Genomic DNA, 22,952 nt, shown 5'->3' with positions numbered 1-22,952 from the left:
CGAGGAGGCTCTCGGACCTCCCCGCGGAAAGCGAGTGCCCGGAGCGGAAAGCAACAGGCCAGTTCGCATAGGCTATGAAATAATAAATCGTAAATTAGACATAGACAAAATAAAAAATTGACGAGAGACTCTTGTATACTTTACACTTCTATTAATTTAAATTACTGAACAGGAAGGATGAATAAATTGAGTACGGAACAAAACGGTACATCTCCCCTCTCCCTCAAAGAAATGGCAGTGTCTTTTTTGCAGCTAGTCGCATCAGGAAATATTCGCGAAGCATACGAGCGTTACATAAGCCCTGACTTTCGTCACCATAACCCCTATTTCCGCGGTGATCGAGACTCGCTCATGCAGGCAATGGAAGAGAATGAAGTTCAAAGCCCTGACAAAATGCTTGAGGTCAAACAAGCAATTCAAGAGAAAGACACGGTTGTCGTTTATTCGCATATACGGCAAAATCCAGATGATCTAGGAGCGGCTGTTGTCCATATCTTCCGTTTCCATGATAACCAAATCGTTGAATTGTGGGATGTCGGTCAGGCCATCCCAGAGGATTCTCCGAACGAGAACGGAATGTTTTAAAACGGAGGGACGGTTCTTGCGCTTCCTTGTTTCGAAGCAGGAGAACCGTCCCGCTATTTGTAAATCATCAGCAATTACCTTAACCCTGATTCTACTTCCCCATATAAAATTTTTGTTTTGGATTCATAATCTTTAATAATTGAGGGCTCAATACTAGAATCAGTGACTATTCCTTCTATTTCTGTTAAACTGCAAACCTTCGAGAAGGCCTTCTTATTAAATTTACTAAAGTCTGCCAAAAGCCATGTCTCTTCTGAGGCTTTAATCATCAATTGTTTAATCAATGACTTTTCAAAAGTAGGTGCTGTAACTCCATGTTTTAAATCGATAGCGTGTGCACCTAAGAAGAAAATATCTGCATGAATGATTGAAAGCATTTCTTGAGTAGCCGTCCCATATAGAGCACCAATACCTTGTTGTAGCTCACCACCTGTTACAATTATTTTATTAGAGCTTTCTAGTAATTCATTAGCAATTTTCACATCATTAGTAACGATTGTTAAATCACTTCTATCTTTTAATATTTTGGCAAGTTCTAACGTGGTTGTTCCTGAATCCAATATAATGGTTGAATTCTCCTTAATTAATTGCAGGGCCTTTAATGAAATTTCTTTTTTCTCTGTAATATTTTTAGTTATTTTGGAGGAATAAGGAATTTCCTCAGAAAAGGAATCGACTGAAATGGCTCCCCCATGTGTTCGGATTACTTTACCATTTTTCTCAAGTTCCTTTAGATCCCTTCGAATCGTCATTGCAGAAACATTTAGCTTAGTTGAGACATCTTCAATATCAATTACTTTATGTAATTTAATTTGCTGTTCTAACCATTTTCTTCTTTCAAAAGGTAGCATTCATTCAACCTCACTTATGTAATTGTTAATTTTAATCACCAATTTTGTATATATGTTTATAGTTCGAAAACGTCAATAAATATTTTAGCCGTTAAAATAGCCAGAACGGATCATCACCATTGATTAAACGTTAAATCTTATGTTTAACTATCGTTATTTCCAAATAAAAAGAGATACTCCTTTTCGTGAAAGTACCTCTTGTAGTATTTAGAAAACTATATGACTTATTTACAAATAGTGTACTCACTATCTATCTGCTAAGTTAATTTGCTTATCTTTTTGTTATAAACTAAATTTGCCAATAAAACAATGATTAATACTGTACCCCACATAAAGTCTTTAAAAAAGTTGCTTACTTTAAGCATACCAAGGCCACTGGACAAAATTTGCATCGTAATAACAGCCATAACGACTCCAGCTACTTTTCCCCTGCCGCCGTAAGGGTTAACTCCGCCCATAACGGCAACTAATATGGCCTGCAATAGATAGGTTGTTCCAAAATCTGCTTTAGCAGCATTGGTTGCAGCCGTCATCAACAGACCTGCAATAGCGGAAAGTAAGCCACTTATTACATAAGCCTTTATCGTAATAGAATTCACATTTAACCCGGAGAATTTTGCGGCAACTGGATTGGAACCAGTCATTTGCAGTCTTAAGCCATAATCCCGCAAATTCAAAACAAAATAAGAAAAGAATACAAATATGATAAAGATAACTAATGGAAACGGAATCCCAAGAAACCTGCTTGAGCTTACTTCTGAAACAATGGTTGGTAATCCTACAATGGATTTTCCCTTTGTCAAAACTAATGCAATTCCCATATATAACTGCATCGTTCCAAGAGTTACGATGATAGCCGGTATCCTGACAACTGTGACTAAAAACCCATTAATTAAGCCAGCAACACAGCCTACTAATAAGGCAACAGCAATAGCTAACAAAATATAAAGAATGGTTACTCCTGATGAAGCACCTTCAGGGATATATTGAACCATGATGATGGATGCCATAATGGCTGACAAGTTAGCCGTACTAACAACTGATAAATCAATCCCGCCAGAAACCATGGCAAACATCATGGCCAGTGTCAATAATCCTAATATTGGAAATTGGTTGGCTATAGAAATCATCATACCCTCTGACAAAAACACACTAGGATTAATGATAGCCATAATGGCGAAAACACCAATCATAATAAAAAACAATAATGTTAAATCGCCGTAGTTACCAATAAAATCTTTATTTAAGCTGAGTCGTTTTTTCTCTTCATTAATATTAAGTGGGTTAGACATTCTTTACACCCCTCTGCCTTTGTGTTTGTACCTGTTTATCTTTACTATTCAATGTAAATGTTTACCGGAAAGGAATGATGTCACTCTGTCAAAATTGGATTTCTTGACTCAAGTGATCTCTTCACTTGTACTGCTGAAAATCCTGTACCGATTAGGATTAACGCACCGATCACAAAGCGTTGCCAATAGGATGGAATACCAAGTAAAATAAGGCTGTTTTCAATAATTAAGATTAATAATAACGCTACTAATGAACCATAAATCGTTCCATGTCCGCCAGTAATTCTAGCTCCACCTAATACAACAGCAGCAATAATTAATAATTCCCCGCCTAACAGATCACTAGCATTTGAATTACGGCCCATGATCGTATGAATCATTCCGGCAATTCCAGCTAACGTACCCACGAAGCAGTAAACAAATACTTTTACTTTCACAGGTGAGATCCCCATCCGCTCCGCTGAAACCTCATCTCCACCTAATGCATAAATGGATCTGCCCAGCATGGAATACTTTAATAAAAACCAACCTAAAATAACGATTGCTATCGTTATCAAAAATACGACTGGAATACCAATCATACCCGTTTCAGTAGTAATTTCAAAAATTCTAGTCTTTGAAAGATTGGTCATTGCTTCTGGTAACCTTGTAATTTGACCATCATCAATAAAAGTCAATAAAAAGCCACTATAAATAGATGCGGTTCCGAGCGTTACAATAAGTGCTGGTAACTTTAAAAACGCAATAAATATGGCGTTAATGAATCCAAGTAAAAGTCCAATTAGTGCTGATATCATAAAAGCCACTATCACAGGACCATCATAACCTGTATTCGTTATGATTGACGTAGTCGTATACATGCTAAGTGCGGCTATAGCCGGAAAAGAAACATCAATCCCGCCCGATATTAAAACCAGTAAAGTACCAATGACAAATATTACTGGTACAATTGCACTGCGAATTAAATCAAACCAATTATTTATTGATAAAAAAGCGCTATTTTGACTGCCAATATAAATGATTAGTAATACTAGTACGATAGTTACATAGAATTCATTCGTTTTCAGTAATCGTTTCATTTTCGACCAACCCTCTTAAAAAATTCATATCTATCTACTCATAGAATATTCTTTTATATTTTCTATCGAAATGACTCTACCTTTATCCATCGTAACGATTTTATTGCAGTTCTGTTTTAGTTCCGGTATATCATCTGATATTAAGATAACGCCCATTCCTTTTTTCGCCTGTTCTTTAATGACCTCATGGATTTCTTCTTTAGATCCAATATCGACCCCAACCGTAGGACTATTCAAAATTAAAATTTCAGGTTCACTAGCTAACCATTTTGAAAGTACAACTTTTTGTTGGTTACCTCCAGATAACACACTAACATTTCGTTTTGGAAACATCGCTACAATTCCCAAGTTTTTAATCCAATAATCAACGGAATGTTTAACCTTCTTGACATCTATTACCTTAAAGGTTTTTAATAAATTTCCAATTGTAGAGATGATGATATTTCTCTCAATGGATTGTTCTAAAATTAACCCTTTTGTTAAACGGTCTTCTGGAACATAAACGATTTTTCTTTTAATGGCTTGTCTTGGATTTTGAATCTTTACTTCTTCGCCGTTTATTTCCATCCTTCCTGAATCTGAAGGTGTTATTCCAAAAATAGCCTCCGCAAACTCTGTTCTTCCAGATCCAAGTGTACCAGTTACCCCTACGATATCTCCGGGATAGATTTCCAAATCAATGCCTTTGAACATATATTTCAAGCCAAAATTATTTAATTTCAGCAATGGTTTCTGATTTTGATCAAACTCAGATTCATATGTCGTTTCCTTAATTTCTCTGCCAGTCATATAATAAACCAATTTGTTCGTATCCAAGTCTTTTATGTGTGCTTCGGTTACGTTTTTACCGTTTCTTAATATAGTAGCTCGTTCAGCTATTGTAAAAATTTCTTCTAATTTATGGCTTACAAATAGGATAGAAATTCCTTTAGTTTTCAATTTAGAAATAACATTAAATAGCGATTGGACTTCTTTATCTGTTAAAGCAGTAGTTGGCTCATCCATTACAATTAGCTTGGCATTATATAGCAGGGATCTAGCAATTGCAATTAATTGTTTATCTGCAACAGATAAGTTCTCTACTTTTTTATTAATATCAATATCTACATCAATAGTCTGTAATGCTTGTTTAGCTATTTCATCAAATCGTTTCCAATTGACTAACTTTTTCTTATCAGATATTTCATAGCCTAATGCGAGATTTTCTTTCACTGTTAAATTAGGAAATACGGAAAAGTCTTGGTAAATAACTTGAATTCCTGCTTGTATGGATTCCTTCGTGCTAAGCTTTTGATATCGTTTATTATTAATGAATATCTCACCATGATCAGGTGTGTGTACTCCAGATAAAACTTTAATTAATGTTGATTTTCCACATCCATTTTCCCCTGCCAAACAGTGAACTTCACCAGGAAATATCGTTAGATTTACTTTTTGTAGAGCTTTTACCCCCCCAAAGTTTTTGCTTATTTCTTTCATCTGGATTAAAGGTTCCAAGAGAAATACACCTTCCTTTCAACTAATCATTCGGTGTTAATAGTAGAAATAAATAACTGTTGAAACCGTACAAACAAACTTTGAATAAAGGAAATTAGCCTAGGAGCAAGGAGCGTCGTATATTCCATGCTCCTAAGCCGTTTTTAAATTTTAGAAGTCATATTCGTCTAAGTTCTCTTTATCAACTTTTACGTATGCATTACCGTAAATGTATTTATTATCTTTTACTGTAAGGCTTTCGTATCCTGGAATACCAAGGTCTAGACCATCTTTGATTTCATCTTTTTTACCATCAAGTATCATGACTGCTAATGTGTTCATAGCATATGCTGCTTCAGCAGGATCCCAGAAAGTAATGGCATTGATCGATCCATTTTCAATGTACTGACCACTTACAGAAGGAACACTAGTTCCAACTACTGAAATCTTACCTTCAAGACCTAGTTCTTCAATAGCTAGAGCCGCTCCAGGTGCGTCAGTTGAAGCTGAACCTTGGAAACCTTTTAGATTTGGATGAGCTTTTAAAGCCTCTCTTAACTTTTCACTAGCTGTTTGTAAATCGTCACCAGTTTCTACTTCTGTTACAACAGCTGTCATGTTAGGATAATTTTCTTCTTGATGTTTTACAGCAGCTGTAACCCATTCCATGTGTGATGTACTTGTTAAGCTGCCTACAGTAGTCATGTATTCGCCTTCTTCACCCATTGCAGCAGCAAGGTTATCCATTAAGAACTCTCCATATTCAGAGTTGTTGAAAGCTTCAATATTATAATCTACGTTTTCCATACCATCCGCTTCGTGTGAAATAACGACAATTCCTGCTTCTCTAGCTTTCTTTAAAACTGGCTCTAAAGCCTCTGCAGAGAACGGAACAACTGTAATAGCATCTACTTGTTGTGCAATTAAATCTTCAATAATTTGAACTTGTTGAGCTGCATCCGCTTGTTGAGGGCCTTGTTGGAAAGCTTCATGGCCAGTATCTTCGCCAAACTTCACAACTCCCTCTTCCATACGATCAAACCAAGCTTCACCAGAAACCTTTACAACAGTTGCGATTGTGTATTTTCCATCGTCACTGCCCCCATTTGAGCTGCCGCCATTTGAAGAATCAGTAGTAGTACCAGAGCTACAGCCAAAAAGTGCAATGGACATAATAAGCGTTAAAAGTCCTGCTAAAAATAATTTGTTCTTTCTCATTTTTTTCTCCCCTTTTTTATAAAAAATTTGATGAAATTAAGATAAAGCCATACTACTCTGCTGAATGTTCACCTCTTTTCCAAGAGAATAAAGTATATGGAAATTTCCTTATTGGAAATCATCCTCGTTTAATATTCAATTCTTTATCAAATGAAAAGACTAATTTTTCAACTAGCTGAATGAGCAGTTCTACATCATTTAAATCGACTGATTCGACAGGAGCATGAGTATATCTAGCCGGATAGCCCAAATCTACAAAAGCAATACCTTCATGTTCCAATTGGGCAAATGACGCATCGGTTAGCATGCCGATAAAGGCTGCATCTTGGAGAGGTATCTCATTTTCAGCAGCTACTTTCCTAACATGGTTAACTAATTTAGGATTAGGAATCAGGCCGCCTAATGTTCCTCTACCATGGAATGTATATAATCCAATGCTCGGTCCTCCACCAAATTGTATAGCCGCTTTACCTTCTAAATCCGGGGTATCCGTCGCAAGTGTAAGATCTATCGTAATCCCGATATGCGGACTGATCGTCCGAACAGCTGGTATAACCCCTCGTAAATTAAATTCTTCTTGAACGGAAAATACGATATATAGTTCACAAGGCAGCTTTTGTCCTTCTAAACGTTCTATTAATTCTAATAAAGTTAAACATCCAACACGATTATCGATTGCATTACTGAAAACGATTGAGTTATTGCTAAAAAATTGTCTTGAATAGGCAACCGGTGTTCCTACTCTAATACCAGCATCTAAAACTTCTTGCTTACTGCGGAAACCAAAATCAGCATAAATTTCATTGACAGGTTTTACAGTATATTTTTCATTTTCCGGAGTAATATGGTGGGATTTGGTTCCGATAATTCCTTGCCACTCTTTGTCTCCCGTGTCTATGACTAGAGATTGTCCGGCCAAGCTTTTTTCAGGAATTCCACCTAATCGTTCCACTCTCAAGAATCCGTTATTTTCAATTTTTTTTACAATCAGGCCAAGCTCATCCATATGGGCAAAAATCATGACTCTTAAAGGATCTTCATCTGTAACCGTGTTCATTTTGACTGTCACATTGCCTAAGTTATCAACCTTTACGTCATGGGATGATACACTGTTTATGACATAATTGATAACTTTATCCTCATACCCTGCCAATCCAACGATGGATGTTAACTGTTGTAATTTATCTTTTAATCTAGTTATATTACTCACTTTTTTCCTCCAGCTCTGGATTATTAAAGGTTATCCATTAACTTTTTCGTATTTTCATATAGCTCTCTATATATTTCGTAATTACGCTCAAGTGCTTCATAATTTTCCTTCAGCGGTTCTACTTCGTAGGCTATTTCCACCCACTCGTCGATATCCTCAAGCTTTGAATACCATCCTAATGCCAACGCACATAGGAAAGCGTTTCCATAAGAAGCGCCAACAATCGTTTTCGGTACAATTTGCTTAATTTGACAAATATCACTGACACTTTGCACCCATAGCTTGCTTTTCACTCCGCCTCCGACAATTAAGATCCTATTAATAGATGTATTTAATTTTTTCATTTCATCAATATTATGTCGGATGGAAAAAGCAATTCCTTCTACAATCGAACGGTAAATATCCGCACTCGTATGTCGAAGGGTAAGACCAAACATCATTCCTTTTGCACTAGCGTGATGTATGGGTGTTCTTTCCCCGCTAAAGTATGGAAGAGTAATTAGCCCGTTTGCACCAACAGGACTTTTCTCTGCTTCCTGCGTTATATATGTATACAGTTCGGACATGTTTACGTTTTTCGATTCTTCCTTATTCATAAACTGAAGCATCAGTTCATCTACATACCATCTCGTTAAAGAACCAGCTGTAGAGGTTCCACCTGTAACCGTGTAAAGCCCTTCCATACTATGAATATTAGGCCAAAACTTTTTCGTTTTCTGGAATGAATCGGAAACATTAATGAAGAAAGTGGAACTTCCATACATTAACATTAAATCTCCTGGATGAATGGACCCGATACTAATCGACTCAGACAAGGCATCTACTGTTCCAGCTATGACTTTTGTTCCTTTTACAAGACCGGTTTCTTCTGCCGCTTTTTCGTTAACATGACCAACGATTTCGTTACTCCACACTAACTCTGGTAACTTATCTATCTCGGTAATGTTTGAAACCGTATCTTGATTCCAAGTTAAGTCATGAATATGAAATAACGGAGAATAGGATGCTGCCGTGTAACGATCGATAATCAGTTCGTTCGTTAGTTTATAAACGACATAGCCTGATCCGCAAAGGAACTTATATGTTTTCTCATAAACTTCCGGTTCATTTCTTTTAATCCAAAGAATTTTGGGACCCGCTGATTGCGCTGAAAGGACTTGGCCAGAGTTATCAAAAATGGCATCTTCACCAATTTCTGCATTAAGTAATTGAATCTCTTCTTGCGCACGTGTATCGACTCCATAAAGAATTGCCTTTCTTAATGGCCTGCCATTTTGATCAATTGGAACAACAGCAGGACCAATCGAACTGACACCAACAGCCAAAATTTCTGCTGGTGAGATTCCAAAATTACTTTTCGCATCATTTACGATCGTGCTGCTTAAAACTTTAAAATCATTCCACCAAACATTTTCTGCATCATGTTCCGCCCAGCCTGGTTTAGGAACTTCCATTTTATGAGGCACTGATTTTGTTACGATAATTTTGCCGAAGCGATCTACGAGTACACCTTTTGATTCGTATGTGCCAATATCAATCCCTAATACATATGCCATTGATGTCCTCCTTTCCCATTAATAAAAGAATCTAAGGGTTATTAAATCTATGAAAGGGGTTACATTATATAGATTAATAGAGGGTAGATTTGGCAGTTTATGAATCTACCCTCTCCTTTTCTTTATTCAAACTTCATAGCAACTGCACGTACCGGTGCACCACCAAAACCTTGTAACTTTAGCGGAAACGCACATAAAAACCAACGTTCTTCTGTGAGCAACTCTTTTGTCAAATTAAGTTCCTCTAATGGCCAAACTTCATTACTTAATAGAACTTCATGTGCTGGCGGACCATTTCCTTCTGCCCAACCGCCTATACTTAATCCATCAATACCGACGCCTTTAAGCTGTTTTTCAACGATCCATTCAGCACCTTCTCTGGATAAAAACGGCCATTCATAATAGTAATCTTTTGTATATCCTCTTTTTTCACTCCAGCCTGTACAAAGTAAAATGATATCACCAGGTTTTACTTTGTCAGCATATGGTTCGAGGTGCTCTCTTCTAATTGGCTCTTCAGGTGCAATGCCAAATAAATCAATTGGTACTGCTTCCCCTACAAATTGGCTGATTGGAAATTCATCAATCTTTTTACCCTCTGGGAAAAAATGAAAGGGTGCATCCATATGTGTTGCCGTATGGACATTTAAATCAATTCTTTCAGCCGTAAATCCATCAACTGGATAGACAGCTTCATAATTTACTTCTGTCATTTTATATGTAGCCCAACCAGGACAGTTATGGAACAAAGGTTGAGATAAATCAATGATCTTTTTAATCTTTACCATCTCTTTTCCTCCTTTATCAACATGATTTTTTAAAATGACAATTCATCATTTCACAAGGTCTGATAATAATTCTCCTGGCCAAGTATAAGCCATGTGTCCACCATCGATTAAAATGGATTCACCTGTAACATAACTGCTATCGTCTGATGCTAAGAATAGAACGACTTTTGCTACCTCTTCCGGTTTACCCAATCTACCCATTGGATCCACTAATTCGTAGGACTTTTTAAACTTTCTAGCCCCTTCTTCTCCAAGGATTTGCTCAATTAGTGGTGTATCAATGGTTCCTGGGGCAATCTGATTAACACGTATACCATCTCTTGCATAATCAATTGCCATTGTCTTCGTTAAATTGTGTACTCCACCTTTTGCAGCATTGTATCCGGCACGATTAAAGTCTGCTCCAATTCCAGAAACAGAAGAACAGTTAATGATAGATCCGCCATTGTCCAACATTAATGGAATGATATATTTACTCACTAAGAATGTTCCTCTTAAATCAACCGCCATAATTTTGTCCCAAAGCTCGGTTGAATAATTATGTAACTTACCACCAGCCGTATCAATTCCAGCATTATTGAAGAGCACATCTACTCTGCCAAACTTCTCCTTACATTGTTCGGCAAATTCAATAACACTCTTTTCGTCCGCAACATCTACAAATAATGCAGTTACTTCACCATTATTTTCTTTAATTTCTTTAACTACAGCCCCTGCAGCTTCCAAGTTAATATCTGCGCAAATGACGTGAGCACCTTCTTGGGCAAAAACAAGTGCAGTCGCTTTGCCAATACCTGAACCCGCTCCTGTTATAATCGCAATTTTTGATTCCAATCTTCCCATATTAACATCCCCTCTATTGAAATAATTTAAGAATGACTAACTATTTTATGTAATCAAATCTGAAATCCAAACTACCCTAAACAACTGAAAAATCTACCATTCTATGTCACTGAACATTTAACAACCCATATGGACAGAATGTTTTGAATTCTTAAGTTAAAAAATAATCAGGTTGGTTGTAACAAACATTTTTGTCCGATCACTTTTGGTTCAAGAAATTCGATAGAACGTCTTAGAATACTAGCGGCTAAATCGTACGAGTGTGTTAACGCTTTCAAAATTAAGTGAATTTCCTATAAAATTATGATTCTTGTTTTTTATTTTTTCTTAAAAAGGGCATCACACTCACAACTTCGCTCATTTTTAACATATATTTGTTCACTTATGTTTTATTATGTTAGGGGTCTGTATAATTGTCAATAAAATTTTATATATTTAGATTCTTTATAATTATTTAAATGCTGTAAAAAATTAACATTGTCCTTTAAATTCATAAAAATTTGGTATTAATTCGGCTTGGATGGTTATTTAACACAAAAAAAGTTGTTCATATTAAACAAATCCACCGTCAGAATTAGGCTAATAGCGAGAATGGGGATGTTGTTGAAGACCATATTCTTTTTCCTTATCAGTGATTACAGACACCTTTGCACAAGGAACAACGTGCTATTCTCCGAAAGTGGCCTTGCGCTAGTTGGTAATGTTTTATGAGCGAAATTGTTTTACTTTATCCATGAATTCTTTTACCCTTTTGATGTCAACGTGGTTTTCAAATTTTCCTTCATATTTGAATGTAGTTCCAGTAACGGCTCCATCAGCTACTGACAATTGCTCTTCGAGGTTTTCCAATCTAACTCCTGTATTAGCTAGAACAACCGTTTCTGGAACCACGTCTTTAACTTTCTTTAGTAATTGGGCATCTGTTTGGGCACCCGCAGTAAGTCCTGATACACACAATGCATCTGGGCGATTATTAAATACAGTTGACTTAGCGATACTTTCAATATCTCGATCTGCTAAATATTTTGCTGCTTCTGGAACAATATTAAATAATAACTTTACATTTTCGGCACCAATTCTATATTGATGTCTTATAGTTTCCCCTATGTTAGTGTCCCATGTACCAAAATCACTAGCATAGACACCCGTAAAAATTTCACGAACAAAGCTTGCACCAGTTGCCGCAGCTAAATCCAGAGATTTCTTAGCATCCCATAAGACGTTTACACCAAATGGAATTTTTATATCACTCATGAGTTCACCAATTATACGCGCCATAGCTGCTACCGTTTCTGTCTTAACATCAGTCAGATAAGGTAAGCTAAACTCATTTGAAAACATTACAGCATCTACACCACCATCCTGAAGTGCGTGTAAATCCTTACGAGCCATTTCTACTACATAGTCCATTCCCTTTTCCTTATCAAAGTATGGATCACCTGGTAATGGTAATAAATGACACATCGCTATAACTGCTTTTTCTGTTCCTAGTACATCCTTCAACCATGTCATAAACGAAAACTTCCTTTCTAAAATCCTTGTTTAATAGTTAGTTGACTACAAATAAAAATAATAGATACTCCCCCTTTCTAATGATTAATTCTATTTAAATTTACGCTAAAACCACAGTTAGGTCTTTTTTCTTTAATTGATTAATAGCTTCCGTATTTGATGTTTTATTTGTAATAAATGTATCTACTTCTTCCAATGAAGCTATCTTCGCAAAGGCTGTTTTTCCAAGCTTACTATCATCGGCAACTACGATTGTTCGTTGTGATACTTTAATGGCCTTCTTTTTTACCCTTGTGTCTTCAAGATTAAAGTCAGTAAAACCATTTATTGGATCCACACCACCAACTCCAGCTATAAAAGTATCGGGAAAGAAGTGATCATAAACATCTTCTGTGAATTCACCAATAAGTGATCTTTCTCCAGTTCTTACAACACCACCTGTAATAATCAAGTTTAAATTTGGGCGATCTGCCAATAACCAGGCTACTCTTAGACTTGATGTTATAATAGTTAAATTGTTTCTTTCTTTAAGCTTTTCCGCTACAGCTAAAGCTGTTGTCCCTGTGTCAATGACTACGGTTTCTCCGTCCTTAATCATGTTAGCGGCAACTTTACTAATTCTTTCTTTTACATCATGATTCTTGTCGCAACGGAGTTCAAATGGTAACTCATATGATCCTTGATTAATCTTAACCGCTCCACCCCTAATTCGCTTTATCACTCCTTTTTGGGCGAGAACTTCTAAGTCTCTTCTTAATGTCATTTCCGAAACATTAAATTGATCACTAAGATCACTAATTAACACTTTTTCTGTTTGATTTAGTATTTCTATTATTTCTTTTTGACGATTTCTAACATTATTCATGTTCATATGATAACTTTATATGTTCGAATTATCAATAAGGAGTTTTATCTTTTTTAAAAATTATTTGGGAATTGAGAATCTTTGTGAAACAGAAGAACCGTCCCCATGTTTTAATATTTGTAAGACTGTCCGCCATCAATTGGAACAACAGCCGCATTGATAAAGCTAGACTGATCTGATAGTAAGAATGCAACTAGATAACCAACTTCTTCTGGTTTTCCGAAGCGTTTCATTGGGTTTGGCTGAACAAATTGTTTGCCGACTTCTTCCCAATTTTCCGGGTCGATTTGTTTTAATGACGCTTCTACCATTGGTGTCATGATCGCACCTGGAGCAATAGCATTGATTGTAATGCCGTATTGTCCATATTCGATACCAGAGTTTCTCGTTAAACCTACGACACCATGTTTGCTGGCTGCGTAACCGGATTGATTGCCGACACCGCGAATACCGCCTACAGATGCTGTATTCACAATCGAACCGGACCCTTGTTTTTTCATTTGTGCCAGTACATATTTTAATCCGTAGAATACACCATTTAGGTTGATACTTACGACTTTTTGGAATTCATCGGATCCATAATCTTCAGTTGGATTTTGTTTTCCTTCAATACCTGCATTGTTAAAGAATCCATCAATTCTCCCGTATTTTTCAACGGTTTGGCTGACATAATTTTTTACTTCTTCTTCATTGGCTACGTTGGCTGTAATTAAAAGCACTTCTGCATTTGGCGCACTTTCAGCAATTTGTCGTTTTGTTTCCTCTAACCCTTCTTGATTCAGGTCCACTAATGAAAGCTTTGCCCCTTCTTTAGCGACTTGCAAAGCAGCTGCTCGTCCTAAACCCGAACCTCCACCAGTGATTAGTACAACTTTACCGTCGAAACGATTACTCATTCTGATGACTTCCCTTCATGTTTGTTTTTATTAAGATATCTCGAATTAATATATCTTTAATGCAATGTAATTTTAAACCTGAATCCGTTTTCAGTCAAATGAAACGATTTGCTGAAACGTATTATTTCCAATAATAAAAAAATCACTCACAAATTAATTTTGTGAGTGAAATATTAAACGAATATTGGTTATGGCTTATGATTTAGGCTGAGAGCTTGAATTTCTTGTTATCTTTATTTTGATGCTTGTTGAACGCTTTGTATTTTAAGTTCCATACCGTTCCGACCATTCCTTTTGAAAGCTTAAAATATCCATTCATAGTTTTTGAAAAAAGTTCTCCACTTTTTCAACCATTCCATTTAATCGTGGTAGCTGCCCAAGTGTATCCAGTTCCAGCACTAACTGCTACTGTAATATCCCCTTTTTTGATTTGGTTTTTTTTGATGGCTACATGCAGACCCACACAAGGATCAAGTGCGGACATATGGCCAAAATGATCAAGATAGACTGATTGTTCTTCTGTTAAATTTAATCCCTCTAATAATTGTTGGAACATGGAGCGTTTGGTATGGAGTGGAAACAGCAATTGAAGATCAGCGATTGTTAACCCGCTTTTTTCAAGGGATTGCTGTATAACACGATGAAAATTAGGGATCGAAATGGGGTCTAGTCTTTCCTTCATGCTGGCGGGATTCGTTACATCGATATAATGCATTCGATTTTCAACTGTATCGTGAGTAGCAAAATTTACGGAACCGCCTGCAGGAATAAGGACATCTTGATGAAATGATCCATCGGTAATAAATGAACTTTCTAAAATCTCACTTTTTGTTGCCCCCCGTTTCACTAAGGCGGCTGCTCCTCCATCAGCAAAATTAAACATAAAACGTGAACGCGGATTATTGTAATCCACAATTTGCGATTCTTTACAACCGCCTACTAATAGAATGTTTTCAATCGATCGATCTGAAATAAGCATATCTTTTGCCACTTTCAGGGCTATTGGAAAACAAGAACTCACATTCATTAATTCAAATGCATAGGCATTCTTGGTTCCTAGTTCATAGGAAATTTTTGCTGATGAAGACCAGACATAATAATCCTTATGGGGACTCCCAAAATAAATCACAACATCAATGGATAGCGGATCAACCTTTGATAATATAGGCCTGGCTGCTTCAATCGCTAAATCAGAAGCATGCTCTTTTCTATCTGAAACATGTTTTTGGTATAATCCAAATTTATCAATAATCACTTTCTCTGGAATTCCTGTTTTGTCGGCTAAAGATGCTGCCGTTTCGACTTGATTTGGAAAATAAACGCTTGTTGCCTCGATTCCGATTGGATCCCTCATATTACTTCTCCTTCCTTAGGCACCATCATAACGGCAGTTCCAGTTAAAACTAGAATATTATCTTGATTGCGACACTCTGTTAATAGTTTAATGATATTTTTTTCCTCGATATATTCTAGTACGGTACCTGTAGCTGTAATGGTATCTCCTATATATACTGGCGCAGTAAACCGAATCGTCTGTTCCACATAAATGGAACCTTCACCAGGAAGTCGAAATCCTAAAAGCTGTGATAACAAACTAGATGTTAATAAACCATGGGCAATCGGTGCTCGAAATCTAGTATTCTTTGCATAATCAGGATCGACATGAATCGGATTATAATCACCGCTTAGTTCAGCAAAAATTTTAATATCATCTTCCGTAAACGTCTTACTGCAAGAAGCAGACTGACCTTTTGTGAATCTTTCCATCTTCCTATTTTACCTGCTTATCATATTTAGTTAAAAGATTCTTTTGGATTTTACCTGTTGCGTTCTTAGGCAGTTCATCCACAAAATGAATCTCTTTAGGGACTTTATATTTAGCTAAATATTGCTTGCAGTGACTAATCACGGTATCAGCCTCGATGTAAGCGCTCTCTTTTTTGGCGATAAATGCGATCGGAATCTCGCCCCATTTAGGATCTGTACCTCCTACAACAGCCACTTCTTGAACCTCTGGCAGCTGGCGAATCACTTGTTCCACTTCAAGCGGATAAATATTTTCACCTCCAGAAATAAGCATTTCTTTTTTTCTTCCCACAATGTAAACGAAGCCTTCCTCATCTATTCGCGCCAAATCTCCTGTATGAAACCAGCCATCCTGAATCGCTTCTTTGGTCGCTTTAGGCTTATTCCAATATTCTTTCATGACATTTGGACCGCGTATGATTAAATGGCCCACTTCTCCTGGTTCAACGTCGTTTCCTTCCGAATCTACAAGTCTATAATCACAGTACATAACAGGCTTACCGATCGAACCGATTTTTCGCGGGGCATCCTCCCGAGAGAGTAGAAAAACAGTAGGAGATGTTTCAGTTAGACCAAAACCTTGACCAAAAAGATAGCCTTTATCATAAAAAGCTTGAATCAGTTCCACCGGGCACGGCGCACCTCCGCTATAAAACCAGCGAACAGATTGTAAATTTGCTGTTTGAAAGGAAGGACAATCCATGAGAGCCTGATGTATAGTCGGTACCCCCATTACGATGGTAGCCTGATGTTTTTCAATCATTGAAATTACTTTTTCTGGTACAAACTTACCCGGTATAATAACGGCTCCACCCGTAAATAAGGTAGGCAGCGCAAATAATCCTATGCCGCCAATATGGAAAAGCGGAAGCAACACAATCGATTTGTCTCGTGAAGTTAAATCTAGCCCTAAAATATTGTTGATTGCATTCCAATACATATTGCTTTGCGTTAATACCGCACCCTTTGGCCATCCGGTTGTTCCGGATGTATAGCAAATAATATAGGGATCATGTTCGTCAATTTTTTCGTAATGACATGGCTCATTCGCTGAATCGATATGGCGCAAGCTTTCAATCTTTACAAGTTTCACACCTGTGACTTTTTCTATACTTTTTCCCATTTCAAAAAAGGCATTTTCTATTACTAACACAGCCGTTTCACTATCAGTAAGCTGATACACTAATTCATTTACATTTAAACGGCTATTCAATGGTACCGCGACACATTGAATTTTTGCGATTGCAAATAATAAAACCATGTACTCAAGCCGATTATGAGATAAAATACCAATCCGATCTCCTTTTTTCACCTTCATTTCATTCATAAAAAAGGCGGAAACATTTCGGATTTGCTGGTTCAATTGTTTGTATGTAAGCTGTTCCTGGTCTGTAATAATAGCAAGACGATTCGGATTCACGACTGCTCGTTTTTCAATCCAGTAGGAAATTCCTTGCATACGTCCCCCTCCTCTAATGCTTCTTAATACCCTTAAAAACCAATGTCATGGCAGCATCAAAAACCTCATCTGGCACATCTTGTCCTTCCCAGAATACCCAACGCATTCCTAAAAATTGTCCAATCGACATTAAACAATAGGCGACCGTTTCTAAATGGGTTTCCCTAAATTCTCCCTCTTGCACGCCTTGCGACAAGCTTTTTAAAAATCCGGAGGCTAGCTTATTGTAATACCAACGATACAATTCTTGATCAACTACTACCGCTTGTTGAACAATACTATATAAAGCTGGATGATCTTTAACCCAATTAAAAAATGCTTTGAAACCATAACGTTGAGCTTCTTCATGAGTTATTGCCTTTTTCATTTCTTCTTTTATGGTGATACGCAATTCCCGGCTATACTGTTGAATCAGCTCATCATATACGTGCTTTTTCGACTCAAAGTAATTATAAAAAGTCCCTTGGCCTACCTCAGCCTCCTGAGTAATATTAACAACTGATGCTTCATAATAACCTTTCTCCCCAAATACTTTTTCAGCGGCATTTAATATTTTCGCCCTTGTTTCCAGCCCTTTCTTTGATAAATTTTGGATGTCTTTGATTGTATTTTCCAACACCTGAATCACCTCTCAGTTTTTGATTATAAATACCTGATAGTTAATTGTCAATATTATTATAATTTTATGAATATTTAACAGTGTGCTTTTCACGCAGCTTGTTTAGATAGCTTCGGCTGCTTTAAATGGATAATAGGCAGTGTACGTTGTAAAGTATATTGCTTGGCAGATGGGGTTCTAAATGAATGATAGACAAAAAAAGTGCCTGATCCCCAGCGCTTATCTCTGAAATATAAGCAGTCTTGGTTTTCAAAATACTAGTTGCCCCCTCATAAAGGATAAACCTAGAGGAATAGGATAGTAGTAATGAATTATGAACAATTATCTATCCTTAGAGAGTAGGGGTAACCGGAAAGGAGAAAAAACATTGTCCATTTATAGAACTCAGTTAACAACTGATCAAATGCTGTCGACCATCAGAAATGGACTTGGAATATCACAGATCCAAAAAAAAATCATTATTGTCGGCGCAGGTATGTCAGGATTAGTTGCTGCATCCCTACTAAAGGATGCGGGACACGATATTACTATTTTAGAAGCAACCCATAGGGTTGGAGGTCGTGTTTTTACCAAACGGGAACCATTTATGGACAATTTATATCTTGATATGGGTGCCATGCGTATTCCTCATAATCATTATTTAGTGTTGGAGTACATTAAAAAATTCGGATTACGTGTTAATCCGTTTTTGAATACCACACCGAACGATCTCATTTTTGCCAACGGAATTAAAACGAACCGATCGATTTATTTACGGAACCCTGATATCCTGAATTACCCGGTAGAACATCATGAAAAAGGTAAATCAGCCGAAGAGTTACTTTTATTAGCAATCAAGCCGGTAGCTGATTTTATCAATCAAAATCCAATTCAAAATTGGCCTATAGTCGTTAGGGAATTTGATAAATATTCAATGAGCTATTTTTTAAAGTACAATCCGGTAGGGCCAAGTCTATCACCCGGTGCGATTGAAAGCATTAAGGTTCTTGTCGGTCTAGAGGGATTTCCAGAACTCTCTTTTCCGGCTATCCTTAGAGAACTGTTACCTCTATTTAGCCCAGACATAAAATTTTACGAAATCGAGGGTGGTAATGACCGACTTCCCAATGCTTTCCTTCCGCAATTAAAGGAAGACCTTTACTTTGGATACCAAATGACAAGAATTGTGCAACACAATAATCAAGTCTCCATTTATTCCAGACACATACAAAGCCAACGACCTTTAACAGTTACTGGTGACCTTGCCATTGTAACGATTCCTTTTTCATTACTGCCATTTATAGAAATTACACCACGAGATTCTTTTTCCCATCATAAGTGGAAAGCCATACGAGAACTTCACTATGTATCATCTACAAAAATCGGACTGCAATTTAAAAACAGATTTTGGGAAAGGGAAGGGATCAGGGGCGGCAAAATGATGACGGATTTACCAATCAGATTTGCTTATTATCCTAGCCATTTAATAGGTTCAACAGGTTCAGGAATCATTTTAGCCAGTTATACGTGGGAAGATGATACGTTGTCATGGGATAATTTATCAGAAGAAGACCGTATTCGAAATGCACTAGATAACTTGAAAACCGTCCATGGTCAACAAGTTGATGAAACGTTTTTAACAGGAGCTTCCCAGGTTTGGTCACAATATCCGTTTTCTGGTGGGGCATTCTCCATGTTTAAACCCGGACAGGAAACAGAATTATTTCCTTACATCCCTACTCCTGAGGGAAGGGTACATTTTGCTGGCGAGCATACATCCACTATGCCTGCTTGGATTGAGGGTGCCATCCAATCAGGCATAAGGGTTGCCCACGAAGTAACCAACCTTCCGAGAACTTTTTTTAGTACATAATAGATTATGCTCCACTCTTGTAAAATCTCCTCACCTGTCACCAATAGAAAAAAGAAGTAACCGCCCTCTCCTGACTAGTTGTGTGGGTGATCACTTCTTTTTCTGAGAAAAAAACCAATTAAATAGTCAACCGCACTTCTTGCGGTGTGTAGCTGTCTGGAGGGGTGCGCTAACACCTCGTCTTTTTATTTCTACACGGTTTATACAAAAATTATACTTGAGAGTAAATCGTATTTTAAATCATTCCCTACTCTACACTAGTCTGTAACCCACCTTTCACATCATACCCTGTCCCTTAATTTAAAGATCGTTTATTTTCCACTCTACTTCTTAATATGCATTGTTATCTAAACTCCCAGATACCAATTTCCCTTTATAAAATACGGCTTTTCGCTTCGACCGTCTGGCCATGGCTTCTGCAGAACAGCTGGCATCCACAAGAATCATATTTGCCTGTTCTCCTTCCTTCGGCCAAACCTGATTACCATTGCGGTCTAACGGTGTTTTGCCTCCTGTAATAAACCTGAGAGCCTGTGATAGAGCTACCTCATTCGTCCATCTGTATCGTTCCAGCAATCGTCCCGCTCTTTCCAGAATATCTCCATTTCCAGTTGGCCACCATGAATCGAAAATATTATCATTTCCAACCGCTATTTCCACACCACATTCTGTTAACAAGTCAACAGGAACTCCTCTGCCAATTGGGAGACTAGTTACAATTGAAATGCCTGCATCCTTCAATATGTATGCCATTTCACGCACTTCTTCTCTCGATACATCTCCAAGTCCAAACGCATGGCTGACAGCCACTCTTCCTTCCCATCCAGCTTGCTTCGTTAAATAGGCAAGCCGTTTCATGGTAAAGGTACCTAGGTGACCGGGATCATGAAGGTGTAAATCTATATCAGCGTTTCCCTCAACGGCTATATCCATTAACGTTACAAGGGATTTTTCAATATCGTTATCCACCGTCGCTGGATCTACAGAGCCCACTATTCCTGCCCCATTTCGAACAGCATCTCTAATCAGCTCAACCGTTCCCGACCGCAGCAAACCATGTTGAGCAAATGCAACGACTTCAGAGCTAACCTTATCCGAATAGGCTTCCAGTGCTTGCTTAACACCATCCAGGTTCCGCAGTCCCACCTCAGGATAAATATCGACATGGGTTCTAACATGGGTAGAACCTACTGCTAACAAGACGTCAAGTAATGCTTCTGCCCGTTCCCTTGTACTTAATGGGATGGACGCCAACTTATTTTTTTCAATTTGACATCTTTCCACCACACCCGATGCTGGAATACAGGCTTTCCACTCCCCTCCCATATAGGTTTTATCCAAATGAACATGCTTTTCTACAAAGGATGGAAGCATCAATAACCCTTTTGCATCTTTCACTTCAACATTATTTGGAATTGATTCTGGTGACTCTGCAATTCTGCTAATTTTCCCATTCTCAATGACTAAATGATATAATTTTGTCTCCGTACCGATAACTTGTCCGTTCTCTTTTTTATAGCCTGTTTCTAATCGTACATTTTTTAGCCAATAACTCATTTTATTCACCCTTTCGTATTGTCTAAAATTGAAATAAACAGGAGAACCTCACAAAGATAAATAGAGGGCCGATTGTCGCTAAATAAGTAAGTTGAGAGAATTGGACCCTTACTATGACCTATTTTACCTTCGGCCTACTCTCCAATAATCCCTTATAACTTTTACGGTAATGCCACGCTAACAATCCCTCTAATAACACTACCCATATAGCTAATGGAAGCAGCTCGGAATCTACAAAAATATGAAAGGCTAAAATGGTTCAAACCCAAATAACACGGCATACCCGTTTAATCCCACTCCTAAAAAGATGATTCCTAATCGGATTTCAGCCATTCGAATCCATGCTTTCATCTTGACTCCTCCAATTAACTGCTATATTTTATTTTTAATTTTTTCAGCCTCGGAAATAATGTTTTTCATTAACTTACCAACCGTTTGATTTTTAGCTAGTCTTGGACTTTGACCAGACCAAAGTGACATAAAATCTGGATTGTTTTGTGTTAGAGAAGCTTTTCTGATTTCTTGGGTTAGTGTGTTTTGCACAGGGAAATCCGGTAAAGATTCTTCTTTATGCTGTATTTCTGAAATAAATTTATTGTTAATTCCCCTTGCCCATTTCCCAGAAAATGCACGAGTCAAAACCGTCTCGTCTTCGTCAGCTTGAAGAATGGCTTCTTTATGTACATTTGGTGCTCCACTTTCTATACAAGTTAAGAAAGCTGTACCCATTTGCACACCCGCGGCTCCTAAGCAAATAGAAGCCATGAACCCTCTTCCATCCATGATTCCTCCCGCAGCAATAACAGGAATCGTTACATGATCAACAACCTGTGGAATAAGTGACATTAATCCAATTAAGCTTTCTTGGTGCCCATAGATAAAATTCCCTCGATGTCCACCTGCTTCACTGCCTTGCACGACAACCATATCCATTCCAGTTTTTTCGATTTCAACTGCTTCTCTGACAGTTGTAGCTGTTCCGATTAAAATTATGTTATGTTGTTTGATCTTATCGATTACTTCGGTTGAAGGAATGCCAAATGTAAAAGAACAAACAGGGACCTTTTCTTCTAAAATAACCTCAATTTGCTCAATAAATGTTTCTACAACACGATTATATTCAGGCAATTCTAAGTTATCTTTACTTTGGATATTTAATTGTTCTCGAATGGGGTTCAATATGTCGTTGGCATCTCTAACTTCTTCCTCTGTGGCACCAAATTCGTTAGGAACAAATAAATTGATTCCAAAAGGATTGGCTGTTAGCTGCTTTATTTCCCTGATTTGTTCCCGCATTTGCTTAGGGGTCATATAGCCTGCCCCAATCATTCCAAGTCCCCCGGAATTTGAAACCTCGGCGACTAATTCCGACGTTGTTACTCCTCCAGCCATGGGAGCTTGTATGATCGGATACTTAATATTCAATAGTCCTGTCATTATATTGTCTTGCATCAAGTCCACCTCGTTTTCTTAGTTAAAATAAACACT

Annotated in this window: 20 protein-coding genes; 2 read left to right on the top strand and 18 right to left on the bottom strand. The window is 37.5% G+C overall.

Annotated features, from left to right (window positions below):
• The first annotated feature begins 177 nt into the window (after window positions 1–177).
• The gene (locus tag CRO56_RS07480; RefSeq protein WP_097157999.1) at window positions 178–585 is read left to right on the top strand and encodes a nuclear transport factor 2 family protein; all 408 of its coding nucleotides are present in this window, start codon (window positions 178–180) and stop codon (window positions 583–585) included.
• A 74-nt stretch (window positions 586–659) separates the two neighbouring features.
• On the opposite strand, the gene CRO56_RS07475 is transcribed toward CRO56_RS07480, so the two are convergent.
• From CRO56_RS07475 to CRO56_RS07400, 16 genes are all read right to left on the bottom strand, one after another.
• On the bottom strand, window positions 660–1,436 hold the full coding sequence (locus tag CRO56_RS07475; protein WP_097157998.1) for a DeoR/GlpR family DNA-binding transcription regulator: 777 nt from the start codon (window positions 1,434–1,436) through the stop codon (window positions 660–662).
• Between the two features lie 257 nt (window positions 1,437–1,693).
• Window positions 1,694–2,728, bottom strand: a complete 1,035-nt coding sequence (locus CRO56_RS07470) for an ABC transporter permease (protein WP_097157997.1) — start codon at window positions 2,726–2,728, stop codon at window positions 1,694–1,696.
• A gap of 80 nt (window positions 2,729–2,808) precedes the next feature.
• Window positions 2,809–3,807, bottom strand: coding sequence for an ABC transporter permease (locus CRO56_RS07465; protein ID WP_097157996.1), 999 nt, complete (start codon window positions 3,805–3,807; stop codon window positions 2,809–2,811).
• A 30-nt stretch (window positions 3,808–3,837) separates the two neighbouring features.
• Window positions 3,838–5,304, bottom strand: a complete 1,467-nt coding sequence (locus tag CRO56_RS07460; protein ID WP_218839651.1) for a sugar ABC transporter ATP-binding protein — start codon at window positions 5,302–5,304, stop codon at window positions 3,838–3,840.
• A 150-nt stretch (window positions 5,305–5,454) separates the two neighbouring features.
• Window positions 5,455–6,501: an autoinducer 2 ABC transporter substrate-binding protein gene (locus tag CRO56_RS07455; protein WP_097157995.1), complete on the bottom strand. Its 1,047-nt coding sequence runs from the start codon at window positions 6,499–6,501 to the stop codon at window positions 5,455–5,457.
• Between the two features lie 118 nt (window positions 6,502–6,619).
• Entirely contained in the window at window positions 6,620–7,711 is a 1,092-nt protein-coding gene (locus CRO56_RS07450; RefSeq protein WP_097157994.1) for a M42 family metallopeptidase, read from the bottom strand.
• A gap of 23 nt (window positions 7,712–7,734) precedes the next feature.
• Window positions 7,735–9,267, bottom strand: coding sequence for an FGGY-family carbohydrate kinase (locus CRO56_RS07445; RefSeq protein ID WP_097157993.1), 1,533 nt, complete (start codon window positions 9,265–9,267; stop codon window positions 7,735–7,737).
• A gap of 122 nt (window positions 9,268–9,389) precedes the next feature.
• Complete coding sequence (locus CRO56_RS07440) at window positions 9,390–10,055, bottom strand: cyclase family protein (protein WP_097157992.1); 666 nt, start codon at window positions 10,053–10,055, stop codon at window positions 9,390–9,392.
• Window positions 10,056–10,100: 45 nt separating this feature from the next.
• Window positions 10,101–10,898 carry an SDR family oxidoreductase gene (locus tag CRO56_RS07435; protein ID WP_097157991.1) on the bottom strand — a complete coding sequence of 266 codons (798 nt, stop codon included), beginning with the start codon at window positions 10,896–10,898 and terminating at the stop codon, window positions 10,101–10,103.
• A 705-nt stretch (window positions 10,899–11,603) separates the two neighbouring features.
• Complete coding sequence (locus tag CRO56_RS07430; RefSeq protein WP_097157990.1) at window positions 11,604–12,410, bottom strand: BtpA/SgcQ family protein; 807 nt, start codon at window positions 12,408–12,410, stop codon at window positions 11,604–11,606.
• 100 nt (window positions 12,411–12,510) lie between these two features.
• On the bottom strand, window positions 12,511–13,275 hold the full coding sequence (locus CRO56_RS07425; RefSeq protein ID WP_179714206.1) for a DeoR/GlpR family DNA-binding transcription regulator: 765 nt from the start codon (window positions 13,273–13,275) through the stop codon (window positions 12,511–12,513).
• A gap of 110 nt (window positions 13,276–13,385) precedes the next feature.
• Window positions 13,386–14,171, bottom strand: a complete 786-nt coding sequence (locus CRO56_RS07420; RefSeq protein WP_097157988.1) for a glucose 1-dehydrogenase — start codon at window positions 14,169–14,171, stop codon at window positions 13,386–13,388.
• A 346-nt stretch (window positions 14,172–14,517) separates the two neighbouring features.
• Window positions 14,518–15,525 (bottom strand): 3-oxoacyl-ACP synthase, encoded by a 1,008-nt coding sequence (locus CRO56_RS07415; protein ID WP_097157987.1) that lies wholly within the window; start codon window positions 15,523–15,525, stop codon window positions 14,518–14,520.
• Entirely contained in the window at window positions 15,522–15,938 is a 417-nt protein-coding gene (locus tag CRO56_RS07410; protein ID WP_097157986.1) for a MaoC family dehydratase, read from the bottom strand. The genes CRO56_RS07415 and CRO56_RS07410 overlap by 4 nt, the downstream gene beginning before the upstream one ends.
• A gap of 4 nt (window positions 15,939–15,942) precedes the next feature.
• Window positions 15,943–17,436 (bottom strand): o-succinylbenzoate--CoA ligase, encoded by a 1,494-nt coding sequence (locus tag CRO56_RS07405; protein WP_097157985.1) that lies wholly within the window; start codon window positions 17,434–17,436, stop codon window positions 15,943–15,945.
• Between the two features lie 13 nt (window positions 17,437–17,449).
• Window positions 17,450–18,055 (bottom strand): TetR/AcrR family transcriptional regulator, encoded by a 606-nt coding sequence (locus tag CRO56_RS07400; protein WP_097157984.1) that lies wholly within the window; start codon window positions 18,053–18,055, stop codon window positions 17,450–17,452.
• A gap of 403 nt (window positions 18,056–18,458) precedes the next feature.
• On the opposite strand from CRO56_RS07400, the gene CRO56_RS07395 reads away from it, so the two are divergent.
• Window positions 18,459–19,907: a flavin monoamine oxidase family protein gene (locus CRO56_RS07395; protein ID WP_245855737.1), complete on the top strand. Its 1,449-nt coding sequence runs from the start codon at window positions 18,459–18,461 to the stop codon at window positions 19,905–19,907.
• 330 nt (window positions 19,908–20,237) lie between these two features.
• On the opposite strand, the gene CRO56_RS07390 is transcribed toward CRO56_RS07395, so the two are convergent.
• Together CRO56_RS07390 and CRO56_RS07380 are read right to left on the bottom strand one after the other, a co-directional pair.
• Window positions 20,238–21,464, bottom strand: a complete 1,227-nt coding sequence (locus CRO56_RS07390; protein WP_097157982.1) for an amidohydrolase — start codon at window positions 21,462–21,464, stop codon at window positions 20,238–20,240.
• 372 nt (window positions 21,465–21,836) lie between these two features.
• Window positions 21,837–22,916, bottom strand: coding sequence for an NAD(P)H-dependent flavin oxidoreductase (locus CRO56_RS07380; RefSeq protein ID WP_097157981.1), 1,080 nt, complete (start codon window positions 22,914–22,916; stop codon window positions 21,837–21,839).
• Window positions 22,917–22,952: the final 36 nt, after the last annotated feature.

Origin of the sequence: Bacillus oleivorans (genome assembly GCF_900207585.1) — a bacterium.
Lineage (GTDB): Bacteria > Bacillota > Bacilli > Bacillales > JC228 > Bacillus_BF > Bacillus_BF oleivorans.
This window is presented reverse-complemented; position numbering and strand designations above follow the sequence as displayed.